This is a genomic window from Paenibacillus sp. FSL R5-192 (assembly GCF_000517845.1).
Classification (GTDB): Bacteria; Bacillota; Bacilli; order Paenibacillales; family Paenibacillaceae; genus Paenibacillus; species Paenibacillus amylolyticus.
Genome location: NZ_ASPR01000075.1, coordinates 15,750 through 34,093, shown reverse-complemented (window position 1 = coordinate 34,093; position 18,344 = coordinate 15,750). Strand labels below are relative to the sequence as shown.

Genomic DNA, 18,344 nt, shown 5'->3' with positions numbered 1-18,344 from the left:
GTTATGGGAAAGTATGAGAAAAGGGAAAAAAGTGGTGGGACAGCTTGGGTATCATTTGATGATGGCGCCAGGTTTTATCTTTTTGATCATCTTTAGCTTTGTCCCGATGTTTGGCATCCTGATGGCGTTTCAAGATTATACTCCGGCGAAAGGGCTTTTTAGATCAGCTTGGGTGGGCTTGGAAAATTTCAAATATATGTTCGAGATTCCCGATAGCATGAAGATTCTAAGAAACACAGTGGTAATCGCTCTTGGGAAAATCATCTTTGGAACCATTGTACCTATCGTGTTTGCCTTATTATTAAACGAGATTCGACTAAAATGGGCGAAAAAAACGATGCAAACCATCGTGTATCTACCTAACTTTCTATCCTGGGCGGTTGTGGCTGCTGTTGTCATTAACGTATTCGACTACAACGGACCCGTCAATCAAATCGTACAATTATTCGGATTAGACCCTGTTCTTTTCTTGGCAAGCAATGATTGGTTTAGAGAAATTATCATTGGTACGGATGTATGGAAAGGATTCGGATATGGGGCTATTGTGTATCTCGCCGCTCTAACGGGCATTGATCCGGGGCTTTATGAAGCTTCGTCAATTGATGGGGCCAGCAGATTCAAACAACTTCTCTATATTACACTTCCAGGAATCTTGCCTACGATCATGCTTATTTCAGCTTTAAACTTAGGAAATATCCTTAACGCCGGTTTTGATCAAATTTTTGCCCTGTATAATCCGATTGTCTATGAAACCGGGGATGTTATTGATACCTATGTCTATCGTGTTGGTCTGCTTGGACAACAATATAGTTTTGCGACTGCAGTTGGTTTGCTTAAATCAGTGGTGTCTTTTACCTTGCTTATAGCCGCAAATCAATTATCCATTAAACTTGTGAAAATGCGGATTTTTTAAGGAAGGGAGAGACCAATGAGATCAAAAACATTCGGAAGCCGCTTTGCGGATGCGTGTATATGGATTGTTTTATTATTATTGACCGCACTATGCTTTTTACCTCTGCTTAATATGGTGTCGATCTCCTTTAGTGATAAATCAGCTGCCCAAGCCAATCTGGTTGGTCTATGGCCTGTTAATTTTAATCTGAATGCCTATAAGCTTTTACTCGATGATACACAGTTTTGGCGTTCGTTTGTTATTTCCGTGGAGAGGGTAGTCCTTGGTACTGCTTTGAATTTATTGTTATCTGTTCTGATGGCCTATCCATTGTCCAAAAATAAGCATAGTTTTCATGCACGTAATATGTATATGAATAGCATGATATTTGCCATGCTTTTTTCTGGCGGAATGATTCCAATCTTCATGGTTATTAAGAGTTTAGGACTAATCGATTCGATATGGGCGCTTATTTTGCCGGGGGCGGTACCGATCTTTAACGTCATCTTATTGATGAATTTTTTCAAAAGTATTCCGGATGCGCTTGAAGAAGCTGCCGTTATGGACGGTGCATCCAAACTCAGAATTTTGTTTGGTATATTCCTTCCCATTTCATTGCCTGCATTGGCCACGATCGGTTTATTCTCAATGGTTGGTCATTGGAATGATTACTTTAGCGGTTTGCTGTATATGAATAGCTCGTCTAACTATCCACTTCAAACCTATATTCAGCAATTGACTGTTGATGTGACGAAGGTTACGGACCCTTCACAATTAAAATCGCTAGCGTCCGTTTCGAATAAAACGCTGAATGCAGCTAAAATTGTAGTTTCCATTATCCCTGTGTTGTTAATCTATCCATTCTTGCAGAGATACTTTGTTTCTGGATTGGTTATCGGATCAGTGAAAGAATAAGGAACGAAATCCGAAGAGGGCAGGTTTAATCGGCCCCCTTCTTCTAATTATGAAATTATAAATACGCTTCCATTTTTTTGACATACGAATGAAGAAAGGATGATTTTCTTGAGAAAAAATCGAATTAAAGTCCCTCGAATAATTTTATTAATAGGAGTTATACTTTTTAGCCAGATTGCTTTACATCCGAATATAAGTGAAGCAGCAAGTACGGGGAAGCTGTTGTATGATGTAACGACAGATAAGGCAATGTATGATCCTGGATCGAAGGTCGAGCTCCGCATTGATCTGAAAAACAAATTAGGACGGAATATTGTTGGAGGTTCGGTAGAGATTAAAGCAAAGTATTTACAGGAGCAGGTCGGTGAAACCATAACGAAGGCATTAAATTTGAATAACAATACAGATCTGATGATGATGGCCAACTGGATTGCCCCGGAGTCCGATTTTAAAGGATATCTGATTGAAGTGCACGTGAAAGACGCTGCCGGAGCGATTGTTGACTCGGACACGGTCGGCGTTGACGTATCTTCTACGTGGACTAAATTCCCTCGTTACGGGTATGTTTGGGACTTCAGTCTAAATACCAATACCACGGAAAGAATCGACAAGCTTAAAAACTATCATATTAATGTTTTGCAATATTATGATTGGAAGTACCGGCATCACAAGCCTGTTTCATCGAACCTGGTTCAGTGGGAAGACTGGTCAGGTCGGGTAATTTACGAAGATACAATTAAAAGTTACATCTCGCAGGCAAAAGCAAAAGGGATATCCAATATGGCTTACAATATGATCTATGCTGCGACATCTGGTTATGACCTAGATGGAGTTGAGCGGGATTGGGCCCTCTATTATGCAGATGATAACCCGAATGGGAAGGGGAATTTCAGTTTTAAAATGTCGGATTCCACATCGACAGGTATAACACATCTCTATTTTTTTAATCCGAGAAATCCAGGGTGGCAGAACTATATTTTTGGCGAAATGAATAAGGTGTTTCAGACCTTTGATTTTGACGGATGGCATGGTGATACTGTGGGCGAATGGGGAAAAATGAAAACCGCTGACAACCAGACCCTATATGTAAAAGACACGTACACGGAATTTTTAAACAATGCCAAACAAGCGATAGGTGACAAGAAACTTGTCTTTAACCCGGTCGGCGCACAAGGGATTGAAAACGTTAACAAATCCAGTGTGGATGCACTTTATGCTGAGATTTGGCCATGGGACCGAGATAGTGACGGCATGCTGTATGACACCTATTACTCTCTAAAAAAAGAAATTGAACAGTCTCGTAGAGAGAGCGGAGGGAAATCACTTGTCGTTCCCGCTTATATGAGCTACGACTACGGTGAGCAGAACCCAGGCAGTCCGTTTAATACAGCGGCCGTCATGTTGACAGGTGCCAGTGTGTATGCTGCTGGCGGTGCACGGATGGAGCTTGGTGATAACGGCAATATGCTAAGCAACGAGTATTTTCCCGATCAGAACTTGTACATGACAGAAGAATTGCAGCATCGCACAAGCAAGTTGTATGACTTCATTGTAGCTTACGAAAACCTGCTTCGCGATGGTCAAACAGAGACAACGAATCGTATTGAGTTTCCGGCATATGCCAGCAGTGCCTATGGAGATGCCAACAAAATTTGGGCTTATGGCAAGAAAGATAGCCAATATGAGATCGTTCAAATGATCAATTTGCTCGGAGTAAGCCGGAAGGATTGGAGAGCCAATGACGGACAAAAGGAAACACCGCAGCAAATCTCCAACTTCGAAATGAAGTATTATTACTCGAATGAAGTAAACAGCGTATGGCTGGCTTCGCCCGATGCCAATGATGGACGATCGAAACCGTTGGCCTTTACGAAGGGGAAAGATAGAAATGGAAAATACTTAAAAGTTACTGTCCCTTCCTTGGAGTATTGGAATATGATTTATATGAGTGCTGAAGATTCGGGCTGTGAGACAGATCCGTCAATGAAGGAGTACGTGGTTAACGGTAAATTTGAGAATGGACAACAGGGATGGACATATACTGGAACAGCTGATCATGGCGTAGATTCTAATGATGCCTATGAAGGAAGTAAGTATTGGATTTATGGTTCTGAGCCGTATACTGCCAGCGTATTCCAAACGGTCTCTGGTCTGAACCCGGGCACCTACACCGTTAGCGCCAAGGTAAAGCAGAATACCGGTAACCCCTCAAGCAGTCGCATGCAATTAACGGGTTATGGGGGAAAGCCAGTTTATGTATCTATCCCTCATGGAGAGGAATATACAACCATTTCTAAAACCGTAAAAGTGACGAATGGCAGCCTGAAGATTACATTCTCCCAAACAGCGTTAGGGGATACAAATTTGCAAATTGACAGCGTGGTAGTAGAATTGAAAGACAAATAGTATTCTTTGAACGAAGAGATTGCAGACGAACAAATACTTAAAGTTGGGAGGAGAACATTACGTTCATCCGTCCAACTTTTTATTATATAAATGATGAGATGGAGTGTTATTCGTTGAGACTCTTCATACCATACAGCCTGTATACATACAACGCTTCGAAAATTTGCTTCCGGCTGTCCTCACTCATATCCCGCTTCAATAGATCCAGGTTCATGTCGATCACATTGTGTGCGAGAATGTTCAGTAAGATCAAGTTCTCCTCGGTGCCAATCTCATATCGTTTATATTGATTCTTGAGATAGGCCTTCTTGGTTTCGATCATCAGCTCGACAAGCTCATTCTTGGCGTTGGTGTAGATGGTGCCTTTATTCTTTTCGAAGATGATAACAATCTGATTCCGGTATTTCCGTAATACGTCTACCTGTTCCTGCAACAGCGCCGACTTTCGCTTGCTATCCGTTTCCTCGAATAAGGTCTGGTTATCAAAGTGAATCGTCTCCACCAGCACATTTTTCAGATAATCCACCAAATCCGGCGGCACGACGGCGTAGAAGAGTTCTTTCTTGTTCTTAAAATAAGTATAGATATTGCCTACAGAAATATTGATCTCTTCCGCGATATCGCTCATCTTGGCATCCACATAGCCTTTTTCAAAAAAGACCTTGAGCGCCGCGTATTCAATCTCTTTCCTGACTTCGTCTTTCTTGGCTTGCACCATTTGGAACGACTCCTTAATAGTGAATGGGTGGTTCGTTATTAGGTTAGACCTTTTTGAGGGTGGGTGTCAAATGGGGGATAATTAGATATACTACACCTTCGGCACTATCAATACGCTTCTTAATGTTATTAGTGTAAGGAACTCCATCTCAACCTTGACCTTCTAACTTTTGTCCTTTAACAGTCATTCGAAAATACTCTTTAACATTTCGGTGACAAAATAATAAGTCACCATTTTTTTCTTTTTTTTAAATAATTTAACTAAACGTTTAAAGTCAAAGTTATCTAGGGGTTCAATTATAGAGGTTCTTTTTCCCTTTCTTGAGGACTACAGTCTCTTGTGAGAGTTGAAACGAACTATCTCAATAAATACAAGCTTACTAACATATCAAAAAAAAGGTATAATGCACCTATATTTAGGGGAATGGAACAAACAGTCGCAGATTGAAAAAAGGGGAGGGAATAATTTTTTGAAATGCTAATAGAATTAACAAAAGTTTTTTGGCTTGTTATCCGTAAATAAATAATTAAGCGATCATAGCAATGGAAGTTTTTCAGCATTTTTTAAAAGGCTTATTAACAAGTGTTTTAACTCACAATGTTCATGAGGAACAGCAAGTCTAACTATAACTTATTGGAATAGTTTTAGGAGATGCTTAGAGTTTATTTCCACCAGACATTTCAATTTTCATTATTTTAATTTTTCGAAGATGGAATTTATGTTTCCATTCTACGTTCGGTTCTTTCAGCAGTTTTTAGGATTAATTTGTTTTTGAAAAATTTAATCTAGGAAGTAGGTATAAAAATTCGATATATTCCAATAGGGTATAGGCCTAGTTAGAGAGAGATTTGATTCAAAGCCTCGATAATACATACTTCGTAAAAAGGTGAAGATTACATAATTAATTTACACAACTTGTATACTGTCTAAATTATAGAGAGGGGATTTTAACAGGGTGGTTATTTTGCAGTATTCTTATATTTTGGCTTCCATATGTTTACCTATTTTTCTGCTTATGTACAACCATCCAATTAGAATTATAAGATGGGGAACTAGAGGGGCTATATTAGCAGTGATATTTTATCTTATCGCTGTTGTACCATTTGTAATTCTCTCACAATTAAAATTTTGGTCCATTCTGCTTATTGTGATACCAATTATTTTCCGAATTATTTCTCTAATACTAACAAAAATTGGATTTTTTAGTTCAGGAAACGAAAAAATGATTGAAAACTTACTATACGCCTGTGTTTCTGCACTTAGCATTATATTTGTAGGAGCTTCTTCAAATACACTTGAGAAACTTTTCTTTCTTATTATAATCTTGCTTGTTCTCTTCTTATCAGATTTTCAAATTATAGAAAAATATAAATATATGGGTGCATTATTTGGCCCAATCATAGCGGCAATACCATCATATGATAATTTTAACGTTTTTTTCACTGTTCTAGCTATATGGTTAGTTATGACAATAACTCTTGACTTCTCGTTGAGAATTTTAAAAATAGTGAAATCAAAACGTATAGAAAAATCTACACTTATCATTTTCTTAACGGTTTCTTTAATCATCGCCAACAATGGTGGGCTAAAATTAGATTGGACTCAGGAGTTTTTGAGAGGTCTGGCATTTTTGGTGATTATGAGTTTATTGTTGGGAAGCTCATTTCTGATTAATAAGAAAATGAAAAGTGAGTATTTAAAACATTTTTTACCAGTAGTTATTTCGAATAGTTTACTAGCATTTTTGGTTTTAATGATAGAACAATTTAATGGCATTAAAATTTTTTTTAGTCCTTTTCTGATTTTTATAATCGGTTTTTGTGTTTTCATTAGCCTAAACAGATTAATCTCACCTCTAGATAAATTAACTAATTCAACATCCTTTGTATTTAACATGAATAATATTAGTGAAATGATGAATCTTGTTTTTGGGAAAAAACTGGGGCAAGCATTATTCAACAATATATTTGGAACAGATTTCAGAAAAATAAAAACTAGTGTTACATTAAGTTTTCTTTTGATTTACATTATAGCTATTTTAATTGCTTTGCAATTAGGCTATCCAACAATGAGATATGCAGTAATATTTCATAATGAAGACATATGGTTAGCAGTTGTGACTGCAAATTCAACCTTTACAGCATTGGTAGTAATAAGTGAAATAATAAGAATTTCAAATAGTGCTTCATTGCAAAGTGGATTAACTAAAGAAGAAGCATTGCACAGCAGTACGGTCATTACTTTAGAATATTTTGTGACTTTTGTGCCATTACTTTTTATTCTTACTAAAGGTTTTGAAAATGTAAGTAGTATTATATTAATTAGTGTTTTTTTATTGGTTTTTTATATGAATATTAATATGATGTTATATCATGACCTTCAGAGATCACGGTACAATCATTTTAGAAAAACTCGTTTAGTAATGGCTGTCTTTTTTCAAATTTTATCTTTTGCATCAGCACCAGTAGTATTCTTTATTGAATATAAGGATCAAGGGATGCCATTTATTAATCAATATAATTCGGTTATTTTTTTCTGGAGTTTACTAACGATGTTCTTAGCAAAATTGCTTGGATTTGATACGGAATTAGGTAGTAAGAGAGCTTATAAGCAAAGTTGGGTCAAATTAATCTTTCTTTTTATTTCTCTTAATATAGTTGCCCGATTCCTTCCTCTTATAGTGTATTTAATTGTACATGATGAATCTATGGCAATTTATATAGCTGTACTTATTTTGCTAATGTCAATTTCAATATTTGGTCAAGAATGGGCAATGGTTCTTTTACCTTGGTCAAATGATTCTAAAAAAAATATTATTCAAAATTGGAAAGAAATGATTAGAAATATTAAGCTGGAAAATAAGGTTGACCTAAATAGAAAACAAAAAGGGGCAAACAGGACGAGAAAAGAAAAAAAATGATATTCTGAAATTTTCATAAGTATTTGCTTAATATACCTATAGATTGTGACACCAAAGGATAAAGGTTAAGTGTAAAAAGACAGAATTCGAAGTAGCCTTCGAGAAAGAAAATCTGGAGGCATCTTTCGAAGAGTGGTTTATAAATAATATATTTCCCATTATCGCGACCTATCAGTTTGAAAAAGTCCTTAGCACTACGAGAAATGCTAAAGGTATGTCTTTATTTATCAAAGATCTGGCGCATGGCTACGTAGATTGAAAAAACGAATATGATTTTTAATGGGATTTAGTGTCCTGCTTATTGATGGATGCTAAACCCGTACGCTAAGATTAATTGCTTAATACTATATTTCAATGTTATCGGCCGGGGTGAAGCATTTAACTAATTCTAAAATATGCCTTATATAATTAAAGTTTGGAAATGAATATTTATCTAAGCAACACAATTCAAAAGGAACTGGGTTATGGTTAGTATTAAGTATTACAAAATGTTTCGAATCTCAATAATTTCCCTAATATCATCAATACCCAACGCCTCTGCAATCCGTTCAATATGAGCAAAGTTGATATTCTCTCGTTTCCCAGACTGCAACTCACTTAACGCAGCGTGTCTGATATCAGACAAACGTGCCAGTTCGCGCAGTGAGATATTATGTTTTTCCGTGAGCTTATGAATATTAACAACGACTTTCTTTGCCATGCTAAATCACTCCTGAATTTTCCATATCGTATTGACGTTACGCATGAGCGTACCATATACTTTTTGTATATCTGGTACTCTTATGCGTACCAATTTTAGGAGTGGTTACATGACAAGTACCAACAGTGAAGAGCTGTCTTCGCAGTACGCACAACTCATCCAACAAGAAGACGATTACGTCGACCAACTGGTTACATGCAACAAACTCATCCTAGACGCAATGGACATTATCGCGAAGCGAGCAGGAGTGCTACACATGGACACGGTGAAACAGGCAGCATATCACTTACATTCCATGGAACAGGATCTGAACCGAAAGTTATTTGAAGTCCGACTGGAGAAGAGCATCTTGGCAAATCAAATGAGCCAGTCTACATAAAACCACCCTAACTAAAGGACAGTGCAGGATCACACAAGATGATCTTGAACTGTCTTTTTGCCTGTCCATTCATACGTTTTTCGCTCTCAATTTAGCATTGACTTTCCTCCCAAATCCCCCTAAAATTCAATTATTAAAATACTTTTAAAAACATTCATTGAATGGTTCGAAATGAACGAAAGGAGGCATATAACTTACCATGTTACCCACATCACACAACACTCAGCAGGTCAAACGTATTAACGTTGAACTGGTGAAGAATACGCTCCGGTCCATGGGCGTCGGCACGAAAGCTTCCATTGCTAACCTGACGAAACTCAGCGTAGCGACATGCGGCACGATCCTGAACGAATTACTCCAAACGGGTGAAATTATCGATCTGGGTCCAGACGAATCGAGTGGGGGAAGACCGGCGAGTCGATATCAATTCAATGCGGACTACGCCAGCGTACTGTGCCTGATTATTCGAACAGAGGGCGGAATTCACTCGATCACACATACATATGCCAATCTGAACGGAGAGATGGCGGACGAACAGACGCTCATTTTGGAAGAGATTAATGTAACGGTGGTAGAGGATCTAATTGCAAACCTGATTGAACAACACCACAATGTGCAGGCGATTGGTATCGGCATACCCGGTGTGGCACACAACGGCGTGATTGGGATTTGCGACGTACCGGAGCTGATGTATCAGCCACTCGGGCCAAGGCTTAAGGAGCAGTATGAAGACGTGGAAGTGGTCATTGGCAACGACATGAACCTGACGGTCTATGGACTGTATAACCAGCAGCAATTTGAGGAAGAGAAGAACTTTGCGGTGGTGACTTTCCCAGAGAACCATTTTCCGGGTGCAGGCTTTATCATTGATGGTCGTCCGCTGACCGGGAACACACAATTTGGGGGCGAGGTATCTTTTCTACCGTTTGGCGTGTCACGGGAAGAGCAATTGCGCATGTTGAAAACGACAGAGGGTTTGCAGGAACTCGTCGTACAGACGCTTGTGTCCATTATCGCGATCATTAACCCGGCTACGATTGTGGTTACAGGGGATACGATGGACCCGGCGATGCGGGATGACCTGACGCAAGGTTGTTTGGATCGAATGATTCCATTGGAGCACATGCCGGAGTTAATCATCCAAAGAGACACTCGGCGCGAATATGTAACTGGGCTGGTCGCGGTGACGCTGGAGAGCCTGACCTACCGCATTCAGGTGGTTGAGAAGCAGTGGTAAAGGAAAAAGGAGCTTTTACGAGTATTCTATTTTTAGGAATAAAGCTTAACCATGTTTCCTGCCTCGAATGTACAAATTATTGACACGGTAACGTAGAGGGCAGAACCAATCTGAAGAACGCCTTTATCACTGTATTTTCACCTTTAGAAAAGATTCAAAAAAATACAGGGATAACAGCGGTCGGAAGATGGTACTGCAATCGTAGTTATAACGTGCAATCATTTTCCTGAACACACTGGAGGAACTTATTTTGAATCAGCAAGCAGGTAAGCAAGGGAACAAACGAAAGTTCAACAAGCTGTACGCCATGCAACTGGCAACGATCTTTTTGGGATTTATCGTATTTGGCATATCGGAAAATATTAAGGGACCAGCCATCCCGCGCATTCAATTCGACTTCAATCTGGATGAGAAACAGCTCGGGACTTTATTGTCCCTGAACGCACTGGGGTACCTGATCGCCTGCTCCTTTACGGCTATTCTGGTTCGCAAATGGGGCATCAAGGCGGTTAGCATCATATCGTTTGCATCGATGATCCTCTCGGGTGTGTTCATTTATGTGTCGCATACCTATCCACTCTTTGCTTCATCGTACTTCTTCATGTACATTGGTAACGGTATGCTGGAGATTGCTTTGGCGATTCTGGGTGCGCGGATCTTTGTGAAAAACACAGGTACGATGATGAACCTGTCCCACTTCTTCTATGGACTGAGTTCAACGGTGGCTCCTTTGCTGGCGACGGGTGTCATGTCCTTGAAAGTGTTTGGACACGAACTGGACTGGCGCGGCATGTACCTGGTGATGTTGTCACTCTGTCTGCTGCCGATCATTGCGGCGCTGCGCAGCAAATTCCCGGGGGATGATCTTGCTCATGAAGATCGGACATCACTGAAGACGTTAACACGTGATCCAGCCCTATGGCTGATGGTGCTTATTCTTTCTTTTGGCGTGGTATCGGAGCTGGCGGTTGGGGGTTGGCTGGTTAATTTCCTGGAAAAAGCCTACACGTGGGACACGGTCAAAGCCTCCGGCTTATTATCTGCGTTCTTTCTCACGTTCTCGCTGGGACGCCTGCTGCTTGGACCATTGACGGACCGGATCGGATTTGTATTGTCACTGATTCTGTTCTCGGCTTTCTCGGGAGTATGTACGTTCGTGGCGCTTGCAGGGGGAGAGCGTCTTGCGATTTTCTTTGCAATATCTGGCGCGGGCATAGCGATGATCTATCCAACAGTTATGGCGTTTATCGCACGCAGATATCCGAACGGCAGTGACACCGCGATTACGTTCACGGTTACCTTGATGGGGGTTGGTAGTGTCATTGGTAACTATGTGATTGGCTGGGTAATTGAGGGCGTGAAGAATTTGTACGGTTCAACGACTCAGTTGGGGCTGCTGCGCGGACTTCAAGCGGGATATGGATTCATTGGTTTATGTGCTGTGATCTGTGCGGCATCTGGAGTAGTGTTGTATGTGTATTTGAAAAGACGACAGGAACTGATTTAGAAATATTGGGAGGGTGAAGTATGTCAGATGGCGTAATGATCGTTCCACCACCGATAGGCGCCGAGCATTCTATGGAGCTTGAAATGAAAAGGATACGTGAGGCATACAGGGGTGACCTCGGTACGGTGGGTTACGAAAAACATATAAATAAAATAAATCAAGACTTTAAGTCCATAATGGCTAAAAAAGGAATCCGCATATAGTGGATTTTTCTTTTTTTCCAGAACAAAAGCCCCGCTGATTCTCACGATCGGCGGGGCTTTACATGTATTCTTATCAGTCAGTCAATGAGTAACAAGCACCTCTGACTTCCCATCTCATTACCTTACTTCAACTAGCCTATGACTCGCTTTGAGCCGTTCTTCTTTTCCAACGTTTCAAAAGCACGTAAAATCCAAAAGCACCTAAGAAAACCACCGCTGCCGGAACGATATAAGGTTTAACAATCTCATCCACATGCTCCCATTGAGAGCCTAGTTTGAAGCCTAAGTAGATGTACAATGAGGTGATCGGAAGCATGGCCAAGAAGGTAAAGATACTGAACTTAAACACATTCATTTTCGCCATTCCACATGGGATGGAGATCACGGTCCGAATGCCGGGGACAAAACGTCCATAGAAAGCTACCCCGCTGCCATACTTCTCGAAGAACTTATCGGAAGCGTCCAGATGGTGGGGGCGAATCAAGAAATACTTGCCGAATTTTTCGACCATCGGTCTGCCGCCGTATCGTCCCAGGGCATACAACGTCAGAGGTCCAAACGTACCACCTACGGTACCAGCCAGAATAGCCAGCCAAAGCTTCATATCCCCAAGATACACCCAATATCCCGCCATGGGCAGTACAAGTTCAGCAGGTACGAATTCAAACGACAAGGCAATGACCAGACCTGCGTATGACAAATCTTTAAAAAAGAGTATAAATTGCGTGATCCATTCTGTCATGCTTTCCCTCCATGAATCTATCTTTTTTATATATAAAAGAAACACTCCTGTACAAAGAGTAACAATAGCGAATAGAGCTTGTCAAAGTTCACATGTATGTCCATTTCAGGACACACTCGGCGATATGTTTACCCGTACATAAGGTTGATATGGATTCATTGACACTTCATACGGAAGTGGATACCGAATACGTGGAAAAAGGGAGATGTCTCCCTGCGGGCTGAATTTGAAAAGTCGGGTCGCGGGCTGACTGCCCTCGAAACACCGGATTACGAAATCTTTACAGAGGTCGATGATCAAGATCTGGTTTTCGGTTCCAGCTATAAGGTTCGCTATCGCATTAAGAACACTTCTGCGTCCGAACTGGCAGTCGAGATCAAGGCACATTATACAAGGGTAAGCTACCGAGGGACTATAGCTCCAATGTATCCTTTTATTGTTTCATGTATATCATATAGATATACAACTGTAGGGAGGTGAGGTATAATTGGAGCATCAATCAAACGAAAGGCGTGGGATTGCCATGACTACAGCCACACTTAGCAAATGGGGAAATAGCAGTGCAATTCGCATTCCTAACCAATTGCTTAAGCGTCTTAATCTGGAAGAAGGCTCGGAAATCGAGATTTTGGTGACAGAAGATAATGAATTGTTGTTGCGTCCAAAAACCAAGCCTGTAGAGTCCAATGAGGAACTACGTAACCATCTAAAGACTTTGCTCTCTAAAGTGAAACGGGATACAAGACATGAAGAAATAGACTTTGGTACTGAAGGGAACGAGTTACTTTGATTATTCCCAAACGAGGCGATCTGATATGGCTTGACTTTGATCCTCAAGCGGGTTACGAGCAAGCCGGGAGACGACCGGCTATTGTTCTATCGGAACTTGAATTCAATGAAATAACGGGTTTTGCCGTTGTATGTCCCATAACGAGTCAAGCCAAGGATTATCCTTTTGAAGTTACACTACCAGAAGAGCTGCCATTTTCAGGTGTTGTTTTGACGGATCAGTTGAAGAGTCTTGATGTGCGGCAACGACGTATCCAAATTGCGGGGCATGCCGAACCAACCTCTGAATTTATGAAATCAGTTCTACGCAATGTCCGTTCTATATTGGCATAATTGAAAATTAGTAGCTGATCATATTCCTAAATCCACGTCTAACTAAAAGACGTGGATTTTTTCTTTCATGCCTAAATAGATTCGTCCATCCTTGACGCTTCTAACAAGAGCTTCCGAAAGGCACATATAAGTTGGAAAGAAAGATTTTTAATTCTCTGAAAATGCTTCCATTTATAGTATGATAAGACTATCGCTAGCTTCTTCAAACATGGCCTGTATTATCTCTGCGGCTATCGGGCAAAGGCCATATCGAAAGTTCACAAAGACCATCCTATAGATAAAGATAAGGAGATCCAAATATGACAGTAACTTCGATTATTGATCAAATCCATATTATTGAATACGATCCCTCTTACGCTGCCGCACTCGCGGATATGTGGAATCGTAGTAATGAAAGCTGGGGAGGGGGCACCAACCTTAGAACAGAGGAAACAGTTCGCCGGGAGATGGAGAGTTCGTCCAATCTTTATGTGTTTCTAGCCGTTCATGAGAAAGAGGTTGTTGGCTTCTGCAGTTTTGCTCATTACCGCTATGACGAGAGAGCGCTATATGTACCGCTGCTTAACGTACGCCCCGACTATCACGGTTATAAGGTTGGACGTAACCTGATCCTGAATGCTGTGCGCAAGACCGTGGAGGCCGGATGGCCTCGCCTGGATCTGTTCACATGGGCAGGGAATACAAAGGCTGTACCGATGTACAAGAAATGTGGATTCTTCTGGGAGAAAAAAGATGATAATGTGCATCTGATGAATTTCATCCCCACGATCTTGCAGACCGAAGCACTCGCTCCTTATTTTGAGGAGTTGGATTGGTATGCAGACAGCACGCGTGAACTCGTGGTCGAGCCGGATGGCCGACGGGAGCGTGGTTTTGATTTCTTTGACTACACGTGGAAAAAGGGAGATGTCTCCCTGCGGGCTGAATTTGAAAAGTCGGGTCGCGGGCTGACTGCCCTCGAAACACCAGATTACGAAATCTCAACAGAAGTCGATGATCATGATCTGGTATTCGGTTCCAGCTATAAGGTTCGCTATCGCATTAAGAACAATTCTGCGTCCGAACTGGCGGTTGAGATCAAGGGTGAGGATAACAAAAACATTCGATTTGCGCTGGACGTTGCACGAGCAGTGGCTTCGGGAGAAACCATCATCGTGGAAGGTGAGTTCCACGTTGATCCAATTACAGAGGAACAGAATAACAATAAGACTCATCCCGTGGTTGCCAGCACCTGGTTGATCGGCGGTAAGAAAGCGGAGTTCAGGTTAGGTATTGCCCCGAAATTCCCGGCCAAGATCAAGACCATCTTGCCTGTGAAGGAACTCTATCCAGGTATTCCGGCTGAGTTGGTTCTGAACGTGGAAAATAATGTGGATGCAGAAACGGAGTTCAGCTTGGACCTGCCTGAGGGTGAATTCCTGGAATGGGCAGAGCGTTCGGTGCGCTTTACGGTGCCTGCCAAAGGCAAAGTGTCTGTGCCAGTACCTTTCACCTTGCGTTCATATGGTCTCTATTCCCAAGAAGTAGAAGTGACGGCTGTCCCAGTGGGCAACCATGCGATCTCTTTTACAAGCAAACTTTCTGTATTAATGAAGGGAATCGAAGGGAAATATGGTGGGCAGATTGAGGATCAATGGGTGGCTGTTAATGGTGCATTCTCTATTCATATGAACAAACATGATAATTTCATGTGGATTGAATACCCGGGCTCCCGTCATTCGTTCTGGTGGACTTATCCGAAGCTGGGTAAGCCGTTTGCCGAAGAGTTATCCAAGAAACAAGCAAAAGAAGTGAATATTTATCCCGAAGGGGAACGTCAGGTTCTTGAAGCACTGTATGACTCGGAGGATTTCCCTGGCTTGCAGATTAAGTCTGTGGTCAAGCTGTCTGCGAATGGAATCGCCGAATTCCACCATGAGGTTGAAAATACACGAGATACCGCCTGGGAAGAGGACCTGTATCTAATGAATAACTTTGGGTTCTATGGTAGCAGGTTAATCCTTTCTTATCAGGGGCGCTTCGTGGATATGGGGGATTCTTACGCTGGCGATCCGAGCCATTGGAATAGCTCACAGATTACGGAGAACTGGCTGTTCTGCAAAGAAGAGTATGGTGCCAGCGGTATCTATTGGGACCCTTCTCTGAAGCTGCTTCGCCCGGAATACACGCTGGGGTTGCAGCATGAGCTTGGCCGTATTGCCGCAGGAGCCGTTGTGCGGACCAAAGCAACTGTATATGCTTTGAACACGTTTGCCAAATGGCATGATTTCCGTGCGTTTGCACGGAAGCAGCGTAACCCGGTCATTCCGTTGCTGGACAGTCATCTGGATCTGACACTGAGTGAGGGGAATCCATTTGCCCCAGACGTGCTGCAAGCAACGTTGACTGAACATAAACTGGTTCCGCTTGCGGGCAAGCTGGAGCTATATGTGCAGCAGGGTGGCGAACCGGAGGTTATGGCCAATGCTAAGGAATTCAATCCGGAGCAGAATCTAAACTCAGCCAAGCTGACATTCTCACCAGACGAAGCGGACCGAGACCAGCACGCGAGTGGTTGGAAAGTTCGTGGGCTATACCGGGGCGAAGATCGGATTCAGGAGCGAACGGCCCTTTGGTTCCCACAGAGCGGAACAGAGGTGAAGCAGAAGATTGAAGAAGGTTCTGCTGGACCTTTGTACACTGTAGACAATGGAGTGTTGTCGATCGCTGTTGCTCCTGTATTCGGGAGTGTAGTACATTCCCTGCAATATGCAGGAGAAGAATGGCTGGATAGCTCGTACCCTGAACCGGCTCCACGCTCGTGGTGGAATCCGTGGTATGGCGGGCTGGGTGTCGGGGTTCCAGGCATGAATGGTTTCAGCCGCCAGTTGGAACAAAGAGCCGCTTCCTGGACAGAGCAGAAGGATCAATACGGCAACGTCTGGAAGGGTATAAAGCTGACTACCCGGATTGAGAAGCATGAAGCGAATCGTGGGATCACGATCCACCAGCATTATCTGATGCTGCCGGGTGTCCCTGTACTCTGCACGCTACTTGCCGTGACAAACGAAAGCGGCCTGACGCTGACGGATTACTCGCTTGCGGAGGAACGTTTCCTCCGGCCTTCATCTGTCTTTGCGGAAGGTTGGATAGAACAACCGGGTAAAGATCGATTCCCGCTGGGCAAGGTGGATGTGGGCCTGCCACTTGAAGATCTTTTGCGAGTAGGATCGGTTTCGCGTGAAAACATGCTGCATGCGGTCCATCGTTACCCGAATCAGAGTGCGTGGGGGTTTGCCAATAATCAGGTGACGGGTCTGAACGTACATCATCATATGACACTCCAGCAGGGGGAGACGGTCTGGACGGAGCCGACATATCTGGTTCTGGGACAGATCCCGCTGAGTTCAGCGGATGTGCATGACCTTCTCAAACTGAATTTTGTAACTTCTACCGATGAAAAGGAGGCTTCACATGTCGATCATTGATATTCACATTCATCTGTCGGACATCGACAGCTTTCACCGAACAGCGATCGATCTGTCTAAAGTGGATTACTCTGCCGCTGGTCTTAAAGCGGAGTTTGATAAGAACGACGTCATTATGGGTATCGGAATGGGGGTTACGGAGCAGACGAAGGGAGCGTTCCCGGATTCCAGTTCCCCTAACCCGATGGGGTTAGATCTGGAAGAGAAGGTTCCGTCATTCCTCATGGAATGTGTGGGGATCAATCCCAATGCGTTAGACGGTAAAAACGCTCAGGACGAGCTTGACCGGATTGAAGCTAGACTGCAATCCCCGGAGGTAGCCGGAATCAAACTCTATGCCGGATACTATCATCATTATGTGTACGACAAAATCTATACCCCAGTCTATGAACTCGCAGCCAAGTACAACCTGCCTGTCGTGATTCATACGGGTGACACGTACTCCATGAATGGATTGCTCAAATATTCGCATCCGTTGACGGTGGATGAATTAGCCTTGCAGCAACGCGGTGTGAACTTCATGATCTGTCATCTGGGTGATCCCTGGGTGATGGATGCAGCTGAAGTGGTGGCGAAGAATCCTAATGTGTATGCGGATTTGTCTGGTCTTGTGGTGGGGGATCGGCCCCATTTTGAACGGTTCATGAACGAGCCTTTGTTCATGGATCATTTCCGCCGGGCCTTGGTCTATTCGGATCATTACGAGAAAATGCTGTTTGGCACCGACTGGCCGCTTGCGCCCATCGATCTGTATGCCGAATTTGTCCGCCGACTTGTACCGGAACAGCATCATGATAAAGTCTTCTATGAGAATGCCTTCGGGCTGTTTCCGCGTATTGGACAGCGGATTGCCGATCTGGGGTAGAACCTAAGTACCGAATTATTAATATCTGAGGGGACGTATAGCATGCCTGTCATGAAAGCATGAATCATGTGATGTTCATGCTTAATCCCTGTCACGTAAGCTCCTGCCACTTTGCTGGCAGGAGCTTTTTTTGTTCAGGAAAACAGTGTTTAGCCATGACAGACTCCATACTCATTTGTTATCTCCTTCTTGCCTGTATTTGTTTTTGCGAATAAAGAGAACTATAATGGTGGATGCACAAAATTTCAGATTTCTTTGGAGGAACATACGT

15 protein-coding genes are annotated in these 18,344 nt (G+C 42.5%); 12 read left to right on the top strand and 3 right to left on the bottom strand.

Translation table 11 applies throughout. The features are described 5' to 3' along the window. Positions 1-13 precede the first annotated feature (13 nt). The 3 genes from C161_RS27885 to C161_RS27875 all read left to right on the top strand — a co-directional run bounded on the left by C161_RS27885 (position 14) and on the right by C161_RS27875 (position 4,213). Complete coding sequence (locus tag C161_RS27885; protein WP_036674375.1) at positions 14-913, top strand: ABC transporter permease; 900 nt, start codon at positions 14-16, stop codon at positions 911-913. 15 nt (positions 914-928) lie between these two features. Further along, the gene (locus tag C161_RS27880) at positions 929-1,807 is read left to right on the top strand and encodes a carbohydrate ABC transporter permease (RefSeq protein ID WP_017686990.1); all 879 of its coding nucleotides are present in this window, start codon (positions 929-931) and stop codon (positions 1,805-1,807) included. A gap of 108 nt (positions 1,808-1,915) precedes the next feature. After that, entirely contained in the window at positions 1,916-4,213 is a 2,298-nt protein-coding gene (locus tag C161_RS27875; protein ID WP_235193966.1) for a glycoside hydrolase family 66 protein, read from the top strand. A 106-nt stretch (positions 4,214-4,319) separates the two neighbouring features. On the opposite strand, the gene C161_RS27870 is transcribed toward C161_RS27875, so the two are convergent. Next, positions 4,320-4,931, bottom strand: coding sequence for a TetR/AcrR family transcriptional regulator (locus C161_RS27870; protein WP_036674373.1), 612 nt, complete (start codon positions 4,929-4,931; stop codon positions 4,320-4,322). Positions 4,932-5,886: 955 nt separating this feature from the next. On the opposite strand from C161_RS27870, the gene C161_RS27865 reads away from it, so the two are divergent. Beyond that, positions 5,887-7,851 (top strand): hypothetical protein, encoded by a 1,965-nt coding sequence (locus C161_RS27865; protein ID WP_036674372.1) that lies wholly within the window; start codon positions 5,887-5,889, stop codon positions 7,849-7,851. A gap of 481 nt (positions 7,852-8,332) precedes the next feature. On the opposite strand, the gene C161_RS27860 is transcribed toward C161_RS27865, so the two are convergent. Further along, on the bottom strand, positions 8,333-8,551 hold the full coding sequence (locus C161_RS27860; RefSeq protein WP_036674370.1) for a helix-turn-helix domain-containing protein: 219 nt from the start codon (positions 8,549-8,551) through the stop codon (positions 8,333-8,335). Between the two features lie 109 nt (positions 8,552-8,660). Here C161_RS27860 and C161_RS27855 point away from each other — a divergent pair, with 109 nt between their 5' ends. The 4 genes from C161_RS27855 to C161_RS27840 all read left to right on the top strand — a co-directional run bounded on the left by C161_RS27855 (position 8,661) and on the right by C161_RS27840 (position 11,877). Continuing rightward, entirely contained in the window at positions 8,661-8,930 is a 270-nt protein-coding gene (locus tag C161_RS27855; protein ID WP_036674365.1) for a hypothetical protein, read from the top strand. Positions 8,931-9,129: 199 nt separating this feature from the next. Continuing rightward, a complete protein-coding gene (locus C161_RS27850) occupies positions 9,130-10,167 on the top strand; it encodes an ROK family protein (protein WP_036674363.1) in 1,038 nt (345 codons plus the stop codon). A 307-nt stretch (positions 10,168-10,474) separates the two neighbouring features. Next, positions 10,475-11,674 carry an MFS transporter gene (locus C161_RS27845; protein ID WP_051450021.1) on the top strand — a complete coding sequence of 400 codons (1,200 nt, stop codon included), beginning with the start codon at positions 10,475-10,477 and terminating at the stop codon, positions 11,672-11,674. A 20-nt stretch (positions 11,675-11,694) separates the two neighbouring features. After that, on the top strand, positions 11,695-11,877 hold the full coding sequence (locus C161_RS27840; RefSeq protein WP_036674359.1) for a hypothetical protein: 183 nt from the start codon (positions 11,695-11,697) through the stop codon (positions 11,875-11,877). A gap of 136 nt (positions 11,878-12,013) precedes the next feature. On the opposite strand, the gene C161_RS27835 is transcribed toward C161_RS27840, so the two are convergent. Next, positions 12,014-12,619: a DedA family protein gene (locus tag C161_RS27835; protein WP_036674356.1), complete on the bottom strand. Its 606-nt coding sequence runs from the start codon at positions 12,617-12,619 to the stop codon at positions 12,014-12,016. Between the two features lie 487 nt (positions 12,620-13,106). Between C161_RS27835 and C161_RS27830 the strand changes: the two genes are divergently transcribed. The 4 genes from C161_RS27830 to C161_RS27815 all read left to right on the top strand — a co-directional run bounded on the left by C161_RS27830 (position 13,107) and on the right by C161_RS27815 (position 18,073). After that, complete coding sequence (locus C161_RS27830) at positions 13,107-13,409, top strand: AbrB/MazE/SpoVT family DNA-binding domain-containing protein (protein ID WP_051449997.1); 303 nt, start codon at positions 13,107-13,109, stop codon at positions 13,407-13,409. Beyond that, positions 13,406-13,741, top strand: coding sequence for a type II toxin-antitoxin system PemK/MazF family toxin (locus C161_RS27825; RefSeq protein WP_036674354.1), 336 nt, complete (start codon positions 13,406-13,408; stop codon positions 13,739-13,741). Before C161_RS27830 ends, C161_RS27825 begins: the two co-directional genes overlap by 4 nt. 299 nt (positions 13,742-14,040) lie before the next feature. Further along, positions 14,041-17,208, top strand: a complete 3,168-nt coding sequence (locus tag C161_RS27820) for a GNAT family N-acetyltransferase (protein ID WP_036674352.1) — start codon at positions 14,041-14,043, stop codon at positions 17,206-17,208. After that, on the top strand, positions 17,195-18,073 hold the full coding sequence (locus C161_RS27815) for an amidohydrolase family protein (protein WP_036617253.1): 879 nt from the start codon (positions 17,195-17,197) through the stop codon (positions 18,071-18,073). Before C161_RS27820 ends, C161_RS27815 begins: the two co-directional genes overlap by 14 nt. Positions 18,074-18,344 lie beyond the last annotated feature (271 nt).

Coding starts and splice junctions, on each gene's coding strand:
- C161_RS27885 (WP_036674375.1), top strand. CDS start 14: ATGAGAAAAGGGAAAAAAGTGGTGGGACAGCTTGGGTATCATTTGATG.
- C161_RS27880 (WP_017686990.1), top strand. CDS start 929: ATGAGATCAAAAACATTCGGAAGCCGCTTTGCGGATGCGTGTATATGG.
- C161_RS27870 (WP_036674373.1), bottom strand. CDS start 4,931: ATGGTGCAAGCCAAGAAAGACGAAGTCAGGAAAGAGATTGAATACGCG.
- C161_RS27860 (WP_036674370.1), bottom strand. CDS start 8,551: ATGGCAAAGAAAGTCGTTGTTAATATTCATAAGCTCACGGAAAAACAT.
- C161_RS27855 (WP_036674365.1), top strand. CDS start 8,661: ATGACAAGTACCAACAGTGAAGAGCTGTCTTCGCAGTACGCACAACTC.
- C161_RS27850 (WP_036674363.1), top strand. CDS start 9,130: ATGTTACCCACATCACACAACACTCAGCAGGTCAAACGTATTAACGTT.
- C161_RS27845 (WP_051450021.1), top strand. CDS start 10,475: ATGCAACTGGCAACGATCTTTTTGGGATTTATCGTATTTGGCATATCG.
- C161_RS27840 (WP_036674359.1), top strand. CDS start 11,695: ATGTCAGATGGCGTAATGATCGTTCCACCACCGATAGGCGCCGAGCAT.
- C161_RS27835 (WP_036674356.1), bottom strand. CDS start 12,619: ATGACAGAATGGATCACGCAATTTATACTCTTTTTTAAAGATTTGTCA.
- C161_RS27820 (WP_036674352.1), top strand. CDS start 14,041: ATGACAGTAACTTCGATTATTGATCAAATCCATATTATTGAATACGAT.
- C161_RS27815 (WP_036617253.1), top strand. CDS start 17,195: ATGTCGATCATTGATATTCACATTCATCTGTCGGACATCGACAGCTTT.